General features: G+C 51.6%; 10 protein-coding genes. 7 read left to right on the top strand and 3 right to left on the bottom strand.

Features of this window, described 5'->3' with window-relative positions:
• Positions 1-29: 29 nt before the first annotated feature.
• On the bottom strand, positions 30-3,146 hold the full coding sequence (locus AC3WT9_RS21800) for a hybrid sensor histidine kinase/response regulator (RefSeq protein ID WP_341380261.1): 3,117 nt from the start codon (positions 3,144-3,146) through the stop codon (positions 30-32).
• Between the two features lie 202 nt (positions 3,147-3,348).
• The gene (locus AC3WT9_RS21795; RefSeq protein ID WP_492407947.1) at positions 3,349-7,002 is read right to left on the bottom strand and encodes an S-layer homology domain-containing protein; all 3,654 of its coding nucleotides are present in this window, start codon (positions 7,000-7,002) and stop codon (positions 3,349-3,351) included.
• Positions 7,003-7,447: 445 nt separating this feature from the next.
• On the opposite strand from AC3WT9_RS21795, the gene AC3WT9_RS21790 reads away from it, so the two are divergent.
• Entirely contained in the window at positions 7,448-8,593 is a 1,146-nt protein-coding gene (locus AC3WT9_RS21790) for a response regulator (RefSeq protein ID WP_341380263.1), read from the top strand.
• 186 nt (positions 8,594-8,779) lie between these two features.
• Here AC3WT9_RS21790 and AC3WT9_RS21785 read toward each other — a convergent pair whose 3' ends face one another.
• Entirely contained in the window at positions 8,780-9,520 is a 741-nt protein-coding gene (locus tag AC3WT9_RS21785) for a glycoside hydrolase family 16 protein (RefSeq protein ID WP_341380264.1), read from the bottom strand.
• Positions 9,521-9,673: 153 nt separating this feature from the next.
• Here AC3WT9_RS21785 and AC3WT9_RS21780 point away from each other — a divergent pair, with 153 nt between their 5' ends.
• From AC3WT9_RS21780 to AC3WT9_RS21755, 6 genes are all read left to right on the top strand, one after another.
• Positions 9,674-10,594 carry an ABC transporter permease gene (locus AC3WT9_RS21780; protein ID WP_341380265.1) on the top strand — a complete coding sequence of 307 codons (921 nt, stop codon included), beginning with the start codon at positions 9,674-9,676 and terminating at the stop codon, positions 10,592-10,594.
• A 15-nt stretch (positions 10,595-10,609) separates the two neighbouring features.
• Positions 10,610-11,494 carry a carbohydrate ABC transporter permease gene (locus tag AC3WT9_RS21775; protein WP_341097379.1) on the top strand — a complete coding sequence of 295 codons (885 nt, stop codon included), beginning with the start codon at positions 10,610-10,612 and terminating at the stop codon, positions 11,492-11,494.
• 50 nt (positions 11,495-11,544) lie between these two features.
• Positions 11,545-13,212: an extracellular solute-binding protein gene (locus AC3WT9_RS21770; protein ID WP_341097380.1), complete on the top strand. Its 1,668-nt coding sequence runs from the start codon at positions 11,545-11,547 to the stop codon at positions 13,210-13,212.
• 135 nt (positions 13,213-13,347) lie between these two features.
• On the top strand, positions 13,348-15,189 hold the full coding sequence (locus AC3WT9_RS21765) for a sensor histidine kinase (protein ID WP_341380266.1): 1,842 nt from the start codon (positions 13,348-13,350) through the stop codon (positions 15,187-15,189).
• 12 nt (positions 15,190-15,201) lie between these two features.
• Complete coding sequence (locus tag AC3WT9_RS21760) at positions 15,202-16,728, top strand: response regulator (RefSeq protein ID WP_492407966.1); 1,527 nt, start codon at positions 15,202-15,204, stop codon at positions 16,726-16,728.
• A 176-nt stretch (positions 16,729-16,904) separates the two neighbouring features.
• On the top strand, positions 16,905-19,529 hold the full coding sequence (locus AC3WT9_RS21755; RefSeq protein ID WP_341380267.1) for a family 16 glycosylhydrolase: 2,625 nt from the start codon (positions 16,905-16,907) through the stop codon (positions 19,527-19,529).
• The last annotated feature ends 225 nt before the right edge of the window (positions 19,530-19,754 follow it).

The raw sequence follows: 19,754 nt of genomic DNA, 5'->3' as shown, positions 1-19,754 counted from the left end.
TCTTTTTTGCTGAATAATGCGGCGAGCCGCTAAATCAGGCGGTTCACCGCATTATTCGGCACGACAAAAACGACTATCGTCCCTTGACCCGGATCACTCTGAATGTGTAGCCCCTTTCCATATAATTGTTTCAACCGTTGATTAATATTGAACAAACCGACTCCCTGCCTTTGGTTCGAACGTTTGTCGAATATATGTTGCCGTGTTTTTGTATCCATCCCCACGCCGTTATCGGCAACGGTTACTTCTGTACGATCCTCATATTCGGCGATATGAATATGAATCATTCCGCCCGACGAACGACTCATGATGCCGTGCCGCACTGCGTTTTCGACAAGCGGTTGAATGGAAAGCGGGGGAATCCTTAGCTCCATGTTCGCTTCGACTTCCCAAACCGTATTCAGCCTGCCTTCGAAGCGTTCATTCTCGATATATAAATAAGAACGTACGAGAGCAAGCTCCTGTCCAAGCGGAACAAGCAGCTCGGAATTTTGGAAGTTAAAGCTGGCCCGTAGATAACTGCCGAACTCGTCGAGCAGTAAGCGCATTCTGTTCAGATTGACGTCGCTAAGCGCAGCTATCGCATTGAGGGCGTTGAATAAAAAGTGCGGCTGTATTTGCGCCTGCAACCATGCCGCTTCCATACGCAAGCGTTCACGCACGGAACGGTTCAGATCCGTTAATGCCCGCACCCGAACCTTTAACTCCATCGCATCCGCAGGCTTCACAATGTAATCGTTAGCCCCAGCCAAAAACCCGGCGGCGATGTCCTCAGGCTTGTTGCGCGCGGTCAGAAGCAGAATGGGCAGTTCCGAGCTTGAATAGCGTTCACGAATAGCTCTCGTTAACTCATACCCCGACATGTGAGGCATCATGACGTCAGCAATAACAAGATCCCATACTCTTGTGTTCAGATGTGACAAGGCATCATTGCCGCTCGTAACAGCAACGATGTCGAAAGATTCCCCAGCCAGAATGTTCGCCAGTATTTTCAAGTTGAGCGGATCATCGTCCACAGCCAATACCGCAGGACGCACCGATCTCTCCACAACAGCAGAATCGTCAACAGTACCGTAACCGATGTTCAAGTCGGCAGCGGCGGCTGTTTCTGCATAGACAGGCGGCAGACCTACTGCAAAATCCGCTTCCCGTTGAACGTGCGAATCGGACAGCGCCAAAGCAAAGGTGAATGACGATCCTTGGCCAGAGGCAGATGTCACTTCCAGCGTTTCGCCGTGCAGCTCCACTAACTGCTTGCAAATGCCGAGGCCCAGTCCGATGCCGCCCCCAGGCGCCGCCGTCATGCCGGAGTCGCCTTGCTCGTAAGGGTTAAAGATTCTTTGCAGCGTTTCCTCGTCTATGCCGACGCCCGTATCCGCAACGCTAATGTACGCCTTCCCATCTTGTGCGACCACCCGGATGGCGACAGTTCCTTCGTTGGTAAATTTGATGGAATTATGAACCAGATTAAACAAAATTTGAACGAGCCGATTCTCGTCAGCCATCACAGGAGGAAACGCATTCGGAATCTCATTGACCAGCCGGACCGGTTTACTTTCAGTCATGAAGCGAAGCATGTCGAGGACGCCGGAAGCGACTGCCTGCACCTGAACGCTCTGCACATTCAGGCGGACGTTACCCTCCTTAAGACGAGTCAAATCAAGCAGGTCGTTTAACATAAACGACATGCGCCGACCAACCGTTATCACCAACTCCAAATTTTGGACGCTCTTGCTGCTCAAAGAATGTTTTTCGCTGTCAAGGACGGTTTGCGCCATATTCAGCATCCCGTGCAGCGGATTTCGCAATTCATGGGATGTGTTCGCCAGAAAATCGTCCTTCTGCTTGTCTGCCATTCTTAACTGCTCATTTAATTTGGCATTTTCTTGGTAATTCCGGAAGTACTGCTTAAACCAGTAAGCGGAAAAACTGATGATGGCCACCAGCACGTCAAACGGAAAGTAAATGTTTATCACTTCCAAACGGGCATTAATCAGTCCCCAGGCGGAGCTGGATAATATGCTCATGGTGGCAAGCAGCAGGAAGGTGGCACCGGGCTGACTTCTGGCTATCAGTTTGCCAATCAGATAGATAATCCAAGCCATTGGAAACCAATAAAGCAGTCTGAATAATTTAAACTCGATTATATAGTAAATGAACGGAGGCGGCATGACCAACACAAATCCTGAATATAAAGCCAGAGTAATGGCGTACGTACGGAACAAAGCCGTGTTTGTTCGGATCTTGGCAAATATTCCGGCAATCAGCAGGAAGAAAAAGGGAAGTAAAGAGTACGAGAGTATCTTGATTTTCAGTGCCCATGCATAGTTGATGAAAGGCATGCATACCAGCAGCAGGCTGTCGTTATCAGACACAATCGTAAGCCCGGCGGTCAAAAGCAGCATGAAAAAGGCAAGCAACCCTTTTTGCCGACTGAACAAGTATAACATCACGGCGTACAAGCTAAGAAACATTAGTACCACGAAGGTCACAATCTGAAAGCCAATGGAGATCCATCGTTCGGTATTGATGGCCGTATCCGACCCGAAGCGGATGGCTCTGACAATGCCGCCATTAAGCGGATTATCAAAATTGGCCACGCGTACGAGCAACTCGATCTCATTCACTCCGTTTGCCTTATAAAGCGGGGTATAAGAAATCCGGCGGGGTTTATACGTATTTGCGTGCTCCGTCGGCTGGCCGGCTCCTGCTATCTGACCGTTGAATTCAACAACTGAAGAGGCCTGAATTTCCTGAATCCAGAATTCGAACGACTGTTGCGGTAAAGGATCGACCAGAATACGCAGCCGGTACGTCCCGTATCCGAACGACGATTTTGACCCTGCCGGCAAAGCACTTCGCCAATCTCCCGGAACCTGAATATAACGCTTGTCCAGGGATTTCCAGTCCTTGTCTTTCTGCGTGACGAATGCTTCCGGATAAAAGTCCCACTCGCCATTCAGCGTAATGGAGCGGGAGTTCGCGAAATCCCAGCCGCGCAGATCGAGCACACCTTGAACCGCACGAGGATGTTCAGGCGTAAGAAAAATCCCCGACCAAAGCCACCGGACGCCGAGAAGTATGGAGAGAAACAGGATGAACGTCATAGCATATTTCAGGGCGGTTTTGTTTTTTATCCAAATCATACAGGGCTCACTCCCAACGTTTCGCCGTTCAGTTCTGCCAATTGCTTGAAAATGCTAAGGCCCAGTCCGGTAGCTTTCATATTTCGACAAGAAAAGCGGGAATCCCTTGTTCCATAGAACGGGTGATTAGGCATATTAGCCAGGTTGTATAGGCGCACCAAAAAAAAAGAGGAGGCAGTTAGCCCCCTCTTAATCATTAATACTAGTCGATCAACTTCGTAGCTTTCAGCAATCTTTCAATCATAGCCGCTGTTTCCGCGCGCGTCATCGCCGCTTTCGGGTTCAACTGCTGTTTGCCGATCCCTTGCAGGATGCCAGCCTTAATCAGTTGAGCAACGGACTCCCGGGCATACCCGGAGATTTGATCCATATCGCTGTAAGGAGCCAGAATCTGATTGATTTCCAATGTGCTCAGCGCCTCTTGGGGCTGAACGACCTGAAGGGAGCGGGCGATCATGGCGATGCCTTGCTCTCTTGTAATCTGTTCGCTGCCATGGAAACCACCGTCTTCAAAGCCTTTGATAATGCCAAATTCGCTGGCAATCTTTACGGCATCGTGGTACCAGCTCGACGGTGCTACGTCGCTATACGGCGTGCCGGATACACCTTGTCGCATTAAGCCAAGTCCGCTTGCCACAATCGTGGCAAATTCCGAACGGTCGATACTGCGATTCGGGGAGAAGGTATTGTTGCCTGTACCTTCAAGCTGCAGTCTGGCTGCAATATTATTTACACTCTCCTGTGCCCAGTGGCTCTTCACATCATCGAAATTTTGCGGATTCCATATGACCGAGTAGCTGCCCTGGCTGCGCAGGTCGTTGATCAGTGCAAAGTAACGGTTGTTGATTTTCGTTACGACTGTCGGCACATGGAACACGGTACCGTCCGGATTAACAATGACACCGGTCGTAATTTTGTTCGGATCAATGCCTTCAGGCAATGCGATATAGCGAGGCGCGTAATCCGTCAGTTGATCCGGCTTAACGGATTGGTTTTGGTACGTGAAGTTAAGCGATAAATCGACCGGATTGACGAGCAGATCGTAGCCACCTTTGGCCGCCTGATCTTTTGCTGCTGCTTTCAATGCGTCAGACGATCTCTTGATATTAATATCGACTGCAATTTGGCCTAGCGGCGCGCCGTTCCATTGTTTGGTGATCGAATCCAGATCCAATTGTGTGCTTGGCATCGGATAAATAGCAAGCAGGTTCTCAATATTCAGTGTGGAGCCGGTATCGGATAACTGCTTCAGGGTGGCTGCGGTCAAACCCGCAACCTTAATTTCACCGTCACCAGGCACAAGTATATTCAATTGCTGTCCATTGCCTTTGGAGAGATGAGCTGATAGTTTACCTGGATCAATCACAACGGCCGTTAAGTTGTTTGCCGTTGTGCCAGTAGCAAAGCCGCTGTCCTCATTGTTCACGGTTGTTTTCACGCCCGATGCCGTAGCAGGAGCAGATGTAGGTGCAGGTGTAGGAATAGGACCTCCGTTCGTGCCGGAGTCATCACGAGGGTCGCGCGTCACCGTTACGATGTACGTTTGCGTCGTGCCGTCCTGCGCCGTCACGACCGTCTTGATCGTGTTAATGCCTACACTCAGCGGCAGCGAATCGGAAGCGACGCCACTTGTCAACGTAATCGGGCCTTTTACCAACGTGCCTTCGCTATTGTACACGCTCGCCGTCACCGTAGCATAAACAGAATCTACTACTGTCGCCGTCACTGTCGTGTCGCTCACGCCGTTCGGCACGCTTGTTGTATAGTTTGTCGTGCCTGCTGCAAACACCGGGCTTAACGTGCCGCTCGACAGCATCAAACCGTTCAGGTCTGCGTTGTCAGCCGCTGTACGAATCGATGTTCCTGTGCTGGCAGCAGACGCCTGCTGTGTCGCTGTCGCTTTCACACGGGTTACAATCGTATAGTCCGTATCCGGCGTCAGTCCGCTGAACGTCGGGCTATCCTGCCACGTCACGCCGCCGTCAATGCTGTATTCCTGACCGGTGACGGCTTTCAACGTAATGCTCGTTGCTGTTTTGCTTACTTCTACCGGTGCTGCCGGAGCCGCCGCGCTGTCCGCTGCCGTTACCGCCCCCGTTGCCGCGCTCGTCAAGCTCCCTGTCGCATGCGTATCGTCAGCGGCGACCATCACGGTGATGGCTGCGCCGAAGTCGTCAGCGGTTAAGGTGTAGCTTGAGCCCTTTGCATTCGTGATGGCGACTCCGTTCCGGTACCATTGGTAAGTCGGCACGTTGTCCGTTGTGCCAGGCGTATAAGTGACTCCTGACAGGTCCGCAGTCAACGTTTGACCAACCTTGGCAACACCGCTGATCCCCACGCTGCCTCCCATCTCCGGAAGCACAATAGCTTTAGCCGCTGTACGAATCGATGTTCCTGTGCTGGAAGCAGACGCCTGCTGTGTCGCTGTCGCTTTCACACGGGTTACAATCGTATAGTCCGTATCCGGCGTCAGCCCGCTGAACGTCGGGCTATCCTGCCACGTCACGCCGCCGTCTATGCTGTATTCCTGACCGGTGACAGCTTGCAACACAATGCTCGTTGCTGTTTTGCTTACTTCTACCGGTGCTGCCGGAGCTGCCGCACCGTCTGCTGCCGTTACCGCCCCCGTTGCTGCGCTCGTCACGCTCCCTGTTGCATGCGTATCGTCAGCGGCGACCATCACGGTGATGGCTGCGCCGAAGTCGTCAGCGGTTAAGGTGTAGCTTGAGCCCTTCGCATTCGTGATGGCGACTCCATTCCGGTACCATTGGTAAGTCGGCACGTTGTCCGTTGTGCCAGGCGTGTAAGTGACTCCCGATAGGTCCGCAGTCAACGTTTGACCAACCTTGGCAACACCGCTGATCCCCACGCTGCCTCCCATCTCCGGAAGCACAATAGTTTTGGTGGCAGTGATACTGTTGCTAATGACACCGGAATTATACTCGACAATCACTCCCGGATCAAAATATACGCTGCTACCACCATGTGTATTATTTACGGCTAAGTAACCCACTTTATTATTTGTCGTATCTAGCAGAAGTGTAAGATGGTCATACGCTCCATTAGGCACAAAATCTTTCGATGCCTCAAGACCTGTTGACAGACCATTTGATACATATTTTGTATCGCCATAAATAGAAGTGTTCCAATTAGGTGCTGTAGTTTTAGTAGCGCCTATAAAGGTTAGAAAGCTCCAATTCCCCCCAAAGGGAGTTGTAAATTCTTCAAACATACTAGCAATCGTAAAAATCTCCTGCGGATTATTTGATTTTGGCTCTAGGAGATGTCCATGATTGTTCGTTGCTATAGTCACTGCATCTTTAAAAGTCATGGTACCCTGTCTTTGCACGTATACAAAATAGCGTCCATTGTAGGTACGCACAGATGTTTTCCCATCGGTCAATGGGGCCCCTGGCGCTACATTTACTGTGACTTTTTGGGTTTGCCCCACAGCTTGAGTAAATGTCATATTTCGGATAACAGTCAGAATTTCCTCATAAGTATTACTATTTGAAAAATTGAACACTCTATTTGCAGATGTAGATTTGTCAGTAACGATGTTACTAATTTTTATGCCATTAATCAACTCGGTAATACCACTTGGAAGAGTTCCAACAGCAGTTGATCCATTATTTACCGCCACAGTAAAATACCCTCCCGCTCCATTCACGACCCCCGTACTTCCAAATGTAGCATTGGATAGCTGATAGGTTGTTCCGGTCACTCTAACAGGATTACCAAGATCAAGTGTTGGTGTTACTGCAGCTCTTACTTCTAACGGATAAAAAGGCATCATCGTCAATACCATAACGATTGCCATTAGAAAAGATAACATTCTTCGATTTTTTAATTTCATTTTTTATTCATACCTGCTAACGAAAGCATATAGAATTTCTATATTTGCAGATTTCTTTCTGTTTGCAGGCCTCTCCCTTCTTCTTGTAAAATTTGTATATTACTTCTAACTCAAGCGATTCTGCTGTCGCTGGAGTAAAACGATCGTTCTTATTCTATTCCGCTTTCGTACTCCCCCCTGTCCCATAAGAAATCAAAGTCCCTTGACTCCATATCTCTATATAATCCACTTTTCTTCGACTGGTGTGATCATAACAAAAGGAACTTTACAAAATCTCTACAACTGCTTTACATGCTGTTTAGCTCACGTGGAAATGAAGTAATTGAATTGGATACAGATGCTCGGATAAGCTCTAATCATCCATTCCCAAAATTCCGATAGTATTGGTGTGACAAGTCGAATCATGTCAAAAACAATGCCTACATTTTATGGAGCGTGAAAATACATGAAGATCATGCTGGTGGATGACGAAACGCTGGTATTAAACCAGATCCGGCGAATGCTATCGGGGTATCCCGGTATTTCGGTGGTCGGCGCGTTTGGGAATGCGCGAGAGGCTATTATGCAAATGCCGGAGCTTCAGCCGGACGTCGTATTTTTCGATATTCACTTGCCGGAACTATCGGGAATCAAAGCGGTAGAGTTAGCACAGGAGGCTTGTCCGGAAGCGGATATTGTATTTATAACGGCATATAGCGAGTATGCTGTCCAAGCCTTTGAGCTGAATGCGGCCGATTATTTGCTTAAGCCGTTGCATCAAGCACGTTTGGATCAAACAATAAAGAGGTTGATGCAAAGAAGAATGCATAAAGAAGAAGCGCTCTCAACAGTGCCTTCTCGCATTCTGTGTTTTCGGTCTCTCCGTTTTCAGCGCAGCGGCGGGTCTCCGGAAATTCCGAAATGGCGGACGGCAAAAACACAGGCTCTGTTTGCTTACCTGCTGCACCAACGCGGGAATATCGTCCTCAAGGAGACGCTTTTGGAGCTGCTGTGGCCGGAGCTTGATGTGAAACAGGCGGCGAATCAATTGTACACATCGATTTATCACATTAGAAAGTGCTTGAAGCAAATGGGCATCGATGCCCCCATCCAAAATATTACTATTCGAGAAGGCTACATACTCGACACCAGCCGCATTCGGATTGACGTAGATGAATGGGAAAACGGCTTGCGGCAGGTGAGCGGCGTAAATTTGACTGATAATCACTCCGAGCTGCGGCGGTTGCTTTCGCTTTATGAAGGGGACTATTTACCGGAAGTTGGTTATGGGTGGGTGGAGGACGAACGCGAAAGACTACGGAAGCTATGGTATCAGAATGCCCGTTCGTTAGCCCGGTTCTATGAGAAAGCCATGATGCAGGAGGAAGCGCTGGCGATGTACGAACGGATTCAGGATGTGGACCCGTATAATGAAGAAGACGGACTTGCGCTGATGAAGCTGTATACGGCAAGCGGAAGGCACAAAGAAGCGGAGAAGCACTACCATAAGCTGGATCATCTGTTTTCAAACGAGCTGCGGATCGGCTTGACCGATAAGCTGGTAGACTGGTTCGAACAAGCAAGAAAGAAATTGCCCCCCTTAGCACAATGAGGAAACAGAAATTGATCATCTCACTTATAATACGGTTCACCTCAACGAGTCTACCGGCAAAAAATGCTTAAGGAGCATGCCTCGGCATGCTCCTTTGTTGATGTTCTTATGTTTTTATTTTCATAATCTGCACGAGGCGTATGGCCCTTTCTTCCGCCCAGAGAATTATAAAATGATGCTCCAATCCTACGCATACAGCCAAATCCCCGCCACCGTCATCAGCCCGGGCAGCGCCGCCTCGTCCACCTCCACGTTGTCGTACCATCCGCCCACGGCCAAGTTAAGCAGCAGATAAAAGGGCTGGTCGAACGGCATACCCGGCTCCAGCTGGCGCTGCGCGAAGCAGTACCCGTCTACCAGCCAGCGAATAGAACCCGCATCCCATTCCAGCGTATAATCGCGGAACTCATTAATGGTTCCGTCTTCAAGCTCGTGGGTGAATTCCTCAACCACTTTGCTGTCAAGGTCCTTTCCGTAGTGCAGCGTGCCGGCAATCTGCCGGGGCAGGCGGCCCTTGGCCTCCAGAATGTCGAGCTCTCCCGAGGCTGGCCAAGGCCCGTATGCCAGATTCTGCGGCAGCAGCCAGATGGCAGGCCATAGACCTTGCCCTACCGGCAGCTTGGCGCGTATGACAAGCTTACCGTAGCAGAAAGAGAAGTGATTCCTTGTATCCAAACGGGCCGACGTATACGCAAAGCTCCGCCCCTCCTGCTGGGCTTTTTCAGGGCACGCTCGCAGGTTTAAGCCGTACTCATCGAAATAGAGATTGTTCGGGTGATCCGTATAGAACTGCTGCTCGCCGTTTCCCCAGCCGGCATAGATGGGATTGTCGTTATCATCAAGCAGATCGTTGCCTATACGGATGTTCCAGAGACTCAAATCACCTCCGCCGTTCACAAAATCCTGCTCCCATATCAGCTTACTCATCCATGACACGCTCCTTTCCATTTAATCACAGCATAATGCATTTCAGCGCCCGGTCCGAATGAATCCAAAAAAATGGGATAGGGTCAAAAATCATGCCCCTTTTTTTCCTGGGTCTTTTTTCTTACGATGAAGAGGAAAGGGGGGACACGAGACATGTTTCAATTCCAAACGAAACAAATGAAAGCGTTTTTTAGACAGTGGCAGATGCAAAGTATGGTCATTCCGGGAATCATCTGGATGTTGATCTTTTGTTATTTTCCGATGCTGTGGCTCATTATCGGCTTTATGGACTATAGTATCGCGAAGCCTATGCTGGAGTCGCCGTTTGTCGGGCTGAAGCACTTTCAGGATTTTGTGACGGACGACCGGTTCTGGCGTTCGATCCGCAATACGCTGGGGATGAGCAGCATCAAGCTTGTGCTGGGATTTCCGGTTCCGATTTTGTTTGCTCTGCTGCTGGGCGAAATCCGCAGCCTGCGCTTTAAGCGCACCGTGCAGACCATTTCGTACCTGCCGCACTTTATCGCCTGGACGATCTTCGGCGGCATCGCGCTCAACTGGCTGGGTGAAGGCGGTGTGGTCAACCAGCTGATGATGACACTCGGACTGCAGAACCGCGAAATTCTCTTTAACAGCGACCCGAAATATTTCTGGTGGATTACCTTTTTTACCGATACGCTGAAGGAAACAGGCTGGAGCGCCATCATCTATATCGCGGCTATATCCGGCATCGATCCTGGTCTGTACGAGGCCGCGGAGCTTGACGGAGCGGGACGCTGGCAGCGCATGTGGCACATTACCGTGCAGAGCATCCGTCCGACCATCGCTATTCTGTTCATCCTCGCCGTCAGCGGCATTCTCGGCAGTAACTTTGAGCAGATCTTTATGTTAAAAAACAATATGAACATGAAGATGGCCGAGAGTCTCGATCTCTATATCTATAACATGGGACTTGTGTCGGGGCGCCATTCTTTCTCAACAGCCGTTTTATTTGCCCGTTCCATCGTGGCGCTGGGGCTGCTGTTTATGGCGAACCAGACATCCAAAAAATTGACTGGCGACGGCATTTTCTAGAAAGGGGGCCAACCGGTGAAAAGACGCTCAGGACTAAGGGGCATCGGAGTATTTGAGGTCTGCAACACCCTCCTGATGCTGGGGGTATGCTTTCTGACGCTGTACCCGATGTGGTTCGTGCTTATTAACTCGCTTAACGCGCCGGAGCAGGCGTTGCTGGGCACCGTCAACTGGTTCCCGGAGCAGTTCTCGCTGGCCAGCTACAGCGTCGTATTTAACGACAAGACAATGATGAACGGGTTCGTAATTACGACCCTGCGTACCGTAATCGGGTCGGCTGCGCATGTCTTTTTTACCGCCATAATAGCTTACGGCATGAGCAAGACAACGCTGATCGGCCGCAAGCTGTATATGAAAATTGCCCTGATTACCATGCTCTTCTCAGGCGGACTCATTCCAACGTTTATCCTGATGACGAAGCTGGGCCTGTACGACAACTTCTGGGTATTTGTCATTCCCGGCATGTACAGCTTTTTCAATATGGTCATCTTTATGAGCTTTTTCCGCACCATCCCGGATAGTCTTGAGGAATCGGCCAAGGTGGACGGGGCATCAGATTACGGCGTGCTGTTCCGGATTGTACTGCCTAACAGCATGGCTGTAATTGCTACTATCTCGCTGTTCTCCGCAGTTTATCACTGGAACGATTATTATCAGGGCGTTATCTATATCCGCTCGCAGGAGATTCTGCCTTTGCAGACCATTTTGTACAAAATCATTGCCGAAAATTCCATGTCCTTCATGCAGCAGCAGGCAATGGCCCAGTTCGGGGCAAGGCTGCCCGGCAACTCCATAAAGTTCGCCTCCATGATGGTGGCTACCCTGCCGATTCTGGTGTTCTATCCCTTCATTCAGCGTTATCTGGTCAAAGGGGTCATGATCGGCGCTATCAAGGGGTAAACCGGATTCCCTAATCAGTAACCTACAAAAACTGAAAGGATGATCTTCTTATGAAGCATAAACCCGTTAAAAGAAGTCTGACTATAATGCTGACCTTGATGCTGTCGCTGGCTCTGGCTGCGTGCAGCGGCAATTCCGGCAATAATGAAAGTGCCCCGACTGCGCAGCCGGCAGACTCCACACAAGCGCCGCAGAACGAAGCAACGCTGAATCCCGATGAGCCCGCATGGAAACTGGACACGAGTCCAATCGATTTAACCTGGTTCGTTGGTGCCAACTGGTACGCCCACTCCTGGGGCGAAAGCTTGACCTCTAAGTACATTACAGAGAAAACAGGCGTCAATGTTAAGCTCGAAGTCCCTTCCGGCGAAGCGAACGAGCATATCACCTTAATGATGACCTCCGGCCAGCTGCCGGACCTTATCTCCATGGGATCATGGGAAACCGCTGTCAAAAAACTGTGGGAAGGCGACCATGTCTATGCCTTAAACGAACTGGCAGATCAGTATGACCCTTACTTCTACAAGGTGGCGGGCGACGGGACCCTGAAATGGTACCGGCAGGAAAACGGCAACACCTATGGCATTCCGAACGACTCCTACAGCCCGAATCTGATGCATGAAACGGGTATGACGGCGGCCAATCAGACGTTCCTTGTACGGAAGGACCTGTATGAAGAAATGGGCAGTCCAGACCTCAGCACCCCGGAGGGCTTTCTGAACGCGCTGCAACTGTTTAAAGATAAATATTCCAAATATAAGGGCCAGCCGATGAGCCCCTTCTTCGCCCAAGGCAATGTGCCATACGGCATGACTGAATATCTGCATAATCTGTTAGCTATACCGCACGAGAAGGACGGAAAAGTATATGACCGCGTAACCGATCCCGAATATATTGCCTGGCTGAAAACCTTCCGCACCGCTTACGAGCGCGGGCTGATCAACGTAGACTTCCTGGTGGATTCCGATACGCAGGTGGAGGAGAAAACGAATAACGCGCGCTATTTCATGATGATCCGCGAATGGTCCGGCATGACGGCCGTGAATCCGATGCTGGCTGCCGGCACCAATCCCGATTCGTATTATATCGCTGTGGATGGACCGCAGAACAGCAGCGGCGACAGCGCCAAGCTGTTCCCCGGCAATATGGACGGCTGGATGGTGACAATGATCAGCAAGTCGACCAAAAATCCGGAACGGGCCATCCGCTTCCTGACCTATCTCTCCAGCGAAGAAGGGCAGCACGATCTGTTCCTCGGCAAAGAAGGCGAAACATGGGAGACGGTGGACGGCAAGCCTCAGCTCAAGGCTGATATGCTGAACCTGATTGAGAGCGATATTGAGACGCTGGAGAAGCAGTATGGCGTGCTCGATACGTACTGGATGATGCGTAACCCGGTTATCGTTAACCAGTGGAGACCGGAGAAAGCACCTGTAATCAAGCAGATGGAGGACTTCGCCAACGCTCAGGCCGATATTGACAGCGGCATTTACAAGGGGCTGGACCCGCTGGGTGATTCCGAGGTGGCAGTAGCCTGGTCACGGATTTCACAGAACTGGGAGGAAGTGCTGCCGGAGCTGATTACAGCCAAGGATGAGGCTGCGTTTGACAAAATCTTCGCAAGCTTCCTTGAGCGCCGTGACAGTTACGGCTTCCAGCAGGTAATGGAGTTCCGCCAGGCCGAGCTGGATGTGCGGAAAGCGAAAATGGCCGATTAACAGCACTGCCGGCTGCCTGAGGGCAGCCGGTCTTGCCTGCTTACGCAGGGGTTTCAGCAAGTTCGCTCATTCTCCTGTTTACCTGCCTGAGGGTTTGTAATCCATGGTATATTACAAATGTAGGGAGGTATGGGAATGAAGGCTGTATGGATGAAAATAAGGAAGCTTTACCGCAATTCCCGTATATCGCAAAAATTATTTCTGGCTTTCAGCCTGATGATTGCCATCCCTGCCATTGTGGTATCCTTCCTGTTTATCCGGGCGCAGGAAACCCAGCTCTACAAGGACGCCATGGCCACCGGCAGCAGCCACGTCTCGCGCCTGGAGGAACAGCTGCGCAGCCGCATGGATATACTTGAGAACGCTTCCTCAACAGCTCTTACACAGAAAGCATTTGTCGACTTCATTCATTCCGATATGCGGACCGATGGTCTGCGGCTCGTCAAGTTCAGGCAGAATCAATACGAGCAAATGCATAATATTATTCAAAGCTACGACATGGTAAGCGAGCTAAGCTTCTATGTCGATAACCCGAACCTGTACGAGATCTGGCCGGAAATCTATCATTACGACCGGTTCTGGCCACAGGACTACTGGATGTCACTGCGTGAAGAGAACGGAGCCGCTTACCGCTTGTTCTCCCTTCAGGACGGGGAGCATACGTTATCCTACTATAGATTGGTGCGCCTTCAGGGACAACAGTACAAGCGGCCTACCCTCATGGAAATCCGGACCCGGCACAGCGTCTTTTTCAGCAATCTTTTGGAGGAGGAGACAGGTGGTAATTTCTTCTCCGTTGTAATGGATGGAACCATTCCTTCACGCCATATTTATAATACCTCTCATGCTTTTGCCCTGGACGCAGGCGGGCAGCTGAATGAGATCCTTACCCGCGTTCACGGGCAACTCGATGTACTGCAGCATAACAATCCCGTCGAGGTCCGGGCCGGTGATCAGACCTACTATGCGCTATACCGTTACATCGCGCCGCTGGATGCCTATGTCATTGATATCGCTTCCCGCCATGATCTGATGAAGGGGCCGCGAAGCTGGTACCTGCTCGTCGTGGCCATTACATCCTGCGTGCTGCTGATGATGCTGCTGTTAGTTTCATATATGACCCGGCGCATTTTCCGCCGTCTGGAGATGGTACTGGCTTCCATGCGCAAGGTGCGCAGAGGCCAGCTTGATGCCAAGATTCATACAGGTCTTGGAGACAATGAACCCGGTGATGAAATCGACTATGTCGCCGTCAGCTACAACAACATGCTTGATGAAATCCAGCGCCTGATGACCCAGGTCATTGATAAGCAGCTGATCGCCAAAAACGCACAGCTCCATTCACTCCATTCGCAGATTAATTCCCACTTCCTGTACAACGCACTGGAGTCGATCCGGATGCATGCGGAAGTGGAGCGGCAGCCGGCTATCGCCGGGGCGTTGGTGTCACTCGGTTCGCTGCTGCGTTACAGCATGCAGTGGCGGGGCGATACCGTCAGTCTCGGGGATGAGTTAGCCAATATTCAGAGCTATATCCGCTTCATTAACTTTATGGAAGGCAGCAGCTTCGAGCTGCAGGCGGACCTTCTGCCTGAAGTGCTGCGCTACCCCATTCCGAAAATGTGCATGCAGCCCATTGTGGAGAACGCCGTGCATCATGCGGCACCCCCGGGAGGCAGCGTGAGCATCGAAATTAACGTAACCGTAGAGAACAACCTCATGCTTCTGATCGAAATCCGCGACAACGGAGCCGGCATCAATTCTCAGACGCTCAGCACTCTGCAAGAGGCGCTGGAGGATGAGTCGGATAACCCGATTGTCGCCAGCCAAAATGGCCTAGGATTAGAGAATGTGCACAAACGGCTGCAGCTGCACTACGGCAAGGGCAGCGGCCTTTCCATTGATAGCATACCGGGCGCCTATACATGCGTCACGATACGGTTGCCTTGGGAACAAGTCAATCTGGGGGGATGGTAAAAGTTGATCAATATGCTGATTGTGGACGATCAGAAGCATATCCGCGACGGCCTGCAGGCTATGGTGCGCCAATTCCCGATCCAGCCGGACAGCATTTACTGCGCAGGGAATGGCATTGAAGCGCTGCAGCTGCTTCGCCAGAACAGCATCCAGCTCGTCATTACCGATATCCGCATGCCCGATATGGACGGACTGACGCTGATGGCGCACGCACGGGAAGAGCACATCACAGCTGATTACCTGATCATTAGCGGATACGGCGATTTCGCTTACGCCCAGAAGGCGATCGAACTGGGGGCGAAGGGCTATTTGCTCAAGCCGGTGAACCGCGAGGATCTGCAAGCCTCGGTTGAGCATGTGTGGCAGGAAATCCGGACCCGGCAGACGCTTTCGCACAACATGGAGCAGCTATCCCGGCTCGCCCGGGAGACGGACCGCAAGGAACTCAGCCTATACATGCAGGGCTCGGCAAGCGATGAAGTGTGGGTGGGCGAGACGGAGCAGCAAAATGCGGAGCTATGGCGCAGCTACCGGCTCTGCCTGCTGCGCGAGGAGCGGCGGATTAACCAGCCGTGTGTAAGCAGCGCCCACAGCATGGAATCCAACGCCTACCGCGTGTATGGCAGTGAGGGCTGCATCTGCCTTCAGCACCGGCCGCACCTGATATTAGCCGTTGATGCCTCTGTTCCTACCGGCAAGCTGCCCGCCGCTCTCAAGACCGCACAGATTGGCGCTACAGCCGTCATGACCGGGCCGCAGCAAGGGTTAAAGACGCTTCCCTGCGCCTACACCGAGGTCCAGGAGTTATACCGGCACAGCTATTTATTCCCCGAGCTGCGCTGCATGCTGCCGGAGAACATCGCGGGGCTTATGCAGCAGTGGCAGCTTCCCCATGAAGAGCTGTACGCTTTGTTCCGTTTCATTGGAGCTAACAACGACGGCAAAATCGCCGAGGGCATTTCGATGCTTTTTCACAAAGATGTGCTGCAGCGTTATCACATTCAATATACCGACCGGTTATGCCGGGCTGTGGTGCAGATGCTGGAGGAGTACGAGTGGGTGATACGCCCTTACATGGGGGAGGATGTGCTCGATATTGAATCGCTGCGTAACCTGTATGACTATCCTGGTATCCGTGATTATATTCAGGCGCTGCAGCATCAGATGCTGCGTCTCAACCATTTCTATTACGAGTTTAAGTGCAGCTACCGTACCTCACAGGACCTGAACGAAGCGATCCGCTTCATCCACGAAAATTACCACAAGCCGCTTGATCTCGCCATGGTTTCCAACCATGTATCGCTGAACTACGCTTATTTCTCCAACCTGTTCAAAAAGAATGTCGGTAAAGGATTTGCCGAATACTTGCGTGATGTGCGGCTGGATAAAGCCCGGCGGCTGCTGGCCGAGACGGAATATAAAATCGTCGAGATCACGCCGCTGGTCGGGTATGAAAGCTACAAAAGCTTCACCCGGGCCTTCCGCGAAGTGATGGGCATGCAGCCCACGGAATACAGACAGATGATCCGGCGGAAATAAGTGTACCGATCCCCCTTTATGGGGGATTTTTGGGGTTCATCCTGTCTAAAACTAAAATAATGGGACTTCATATAAAATCCTGTACCTTTAACCGAATTATTCCATTGGTTAGAATATAGATGTATTAATCTGAAAGCGTTTTCTATTGTGCCAAACGATTCTAAAGGAGGGCAAGTATGAAACGAATGTACAAAGCTGAGGTTAGGTTTACACGCAAAGTATGGGGCCTGTTCCTCGCGCTGGTGATGTTGTCGGGCATCGGATTGTTACCAGCTTCCAGGGTTCAGGCGGCAGGCAGTACTGTAACGTCCATGGCTTATTTCTCAGCGGCAGACGGGCCGGTCATCTCCAAATCCGGAGTGGGGCAAGCCAGCTTTGGGTTTGTTATGCCGGTCTTTAATGGAGGTTCCGCCAGCTGGAACGACGTTTCCGGCGATGTAGGCGTTAAGGTGAAGAAAAGTGGCAATTGGGTAGACATCGACAGCGCAGGCGGTTATGTCTATAACCAGAACTGGGGACACTGGAGCGACGGCGGCGCGAATGGCTACTGGTTTACGCTAACTGCTACCACAGAAATTCAGCTATACTCCAAAGCCAATAGCGGAGTTACACTGGATTACACGCTTGTGTTCCAGAACGTTAACACCACTACCATCACGTCAATGACGCCGACGCAAGGACCGGCACTTACGGCGGGCTTCACCGGCAGCGCAGGTTTTACGTATCCCGTCTTCAACAACAATCCGGGCCTCATCTATGATGCGGTAGCTCACGATCTCAAGCTGTCCGTCAAGCCTGTTGGCAGCACCCAGTGGGTTAACATCGACAACAATGCGGCCAGCGGCTGGATCTATGACAGCAATTTCGGCCAGTTTAATGAAGGGGGCGGAGGTTACTGGTTTAAGGTAACAGAATCAATCAACGTCAAGCTGGAGTCGAAGACCTCTTCCGCCAGCCTCATCTACACCATTACCTTCAATCAGCCTGTCCGCAATTCGTTCGTCCTCTCCGCTTACGACGGCACCACCTACACAGCGGACAAGAGCGGCGCCATCGGCTTCCCGTTACCTAAGATTGACGGAGGCGCGCCGATTGGCAGCGAACTAGGCAACTTCGTGTATCAGATTAAAATAGGCGGGCAATGGGTCGATCTCAGCAGCTCCGGCCAGAGCAGATTCGTCTACTCGGGCAACGGATACAATAACATGTCCGCCGCCAACCAGTGGGGATACTGGGCAGACTACGTCTACGGCCTCTGGTTCCAGCCGATTCAGGAGAACATGGAAATCCGTATCGGCTACCCGTTAAACGGGCAGTCCGGCGGAAACGTCGGCAGCAACTATGTGTATTACAACTTCATCGGCAACCCCAATGCGCCGCGTCCCGATGAAACCGACCATGGAGACATTGTGATCGGGACGCCAAGTGATCCAGCCATCGCCGGCATGAACCTCATCTGGCAGGATGAATTCAGCGGCACCGAACTCGATACAAGCAAATGGAATTATGAAACAGGCTATTACATCAGCGATGATCCCAACAGCTGGGGCTGGGGCAATGCAGAGATGCAGCACTACACGAACAGCACACAGAACGTATTCGTGACTGGCGGACAGCTGAACATCCGGGCCTTGAACGATCACCGTTCGTTCCCGCAGGACCCGAACCGGTACGCAGAGTATTCCTCCGGCAAAATCAACACCAAGAATCATATGTCCCTTGAGTACGGACGGGTGGACATCCGCGCCAAGCTGCCTACCGGCGACGGTATCTGGCCGGCGCTCTGGATGCTGCCGGAGAATTCCGTGTACGGAGCCTGGGCTGCATCCGGCGAAATCGACATCATGGAAGCCAAAGGGCGGCTGCCCGGCACCACCAGCGGGGCTATCCACTTCGGCGGCCAATGGCCGGTGAACCGCTATATCGCCGGTGAGTATCACTTCCCGCAAGGGCAAACGTTCGCGAACGATTACCACGTCTATTCTATGGTGTGGGAAGATGACAACATCAAATGGTATGTAGACGGCAAATTCTTCTTCAAAGTAAGCCGTCAGCAATGGTATTCTGTCGCCGCGCCGAACAATCCCGACGCACCGTTCGATCAGCCGTTCTACCTCATCATGAACCTGGCAGTCGGCGGCCATTTCGACGGGGGCCGCATACCGGACCCATCCAGTATCCCGGCTACAATGCAGCTAGACTATGTGCGGGTATACAAAGAAGGCACGGGCGGCGAAAATCCCGGCAACGTTCCAGTTAGCGGCGTCACCGTCACACCGTCCTCTTCCCAAGTAGAGGTAGGCAAGAGCGTCCAGTTAACTGCGGGCGTAGCGCCTTCGAATGCTACCAACAAAGTAGTCAACTGGTCGGTCTCTAGTCCCGGCATCGCCTCCGTCAACGCAACCGGCAGCGTAGCCGGCCTCGCGCCGGGCGTTGTCACCGTAACAGCCACAACCGCTGACGGCAGCAAAACGGCTGCCAGCACTATCACTGTCGTCACGCCGTCACCCGGCACCGTCGTCATCGGTGACAGCGTGCGCGGCCTGAAGAAGACCGCCAACAACCTGCAATTCTACGTTAACGGCGCGACCTTCGCCGACCTGCATTACAAGATCAATGGCGGCGGCCAGATCAACGTCGCCATGACCTCTACAGGGAACGGCAACTTCACCTACCCGCTCCTCAACCTGCAGCAAGGAGATACAGTGGAATACTCCTTCACCTACAACCCAGGTCAGGGAGCGCTCGACACGCCTTGGCAGACGTATGTGCATGGATTGACACAGGGAGTTCCGGAGTAGGGATTATGGCGGAATGAGTGATTAAGCGGAATGCAAATAACCAAGCAATGCCCCTGGGGCAATGCTTGGTTGTTTTTTTACTTGTAGACCTAATCGGTTAGCTAATCCTCTTGCAAATTCCTTTTGTGCGTCCAAGTTTAATTCACTATACACTCTAGCCGTGTGTTCCTGTGCTTTTTCCATGACTGAATGTTCACTGTTGCTGGAAAAGTCAAAGGCAAATTG

Source organism: Paenibacillus sp. EB106-06-01-XG199, assembly GCF_058791575.1.
Note: the sequence above shows the minus strand (reverse complement) of the source record. Positions and strands in the feature narration are given on the sequence as shown.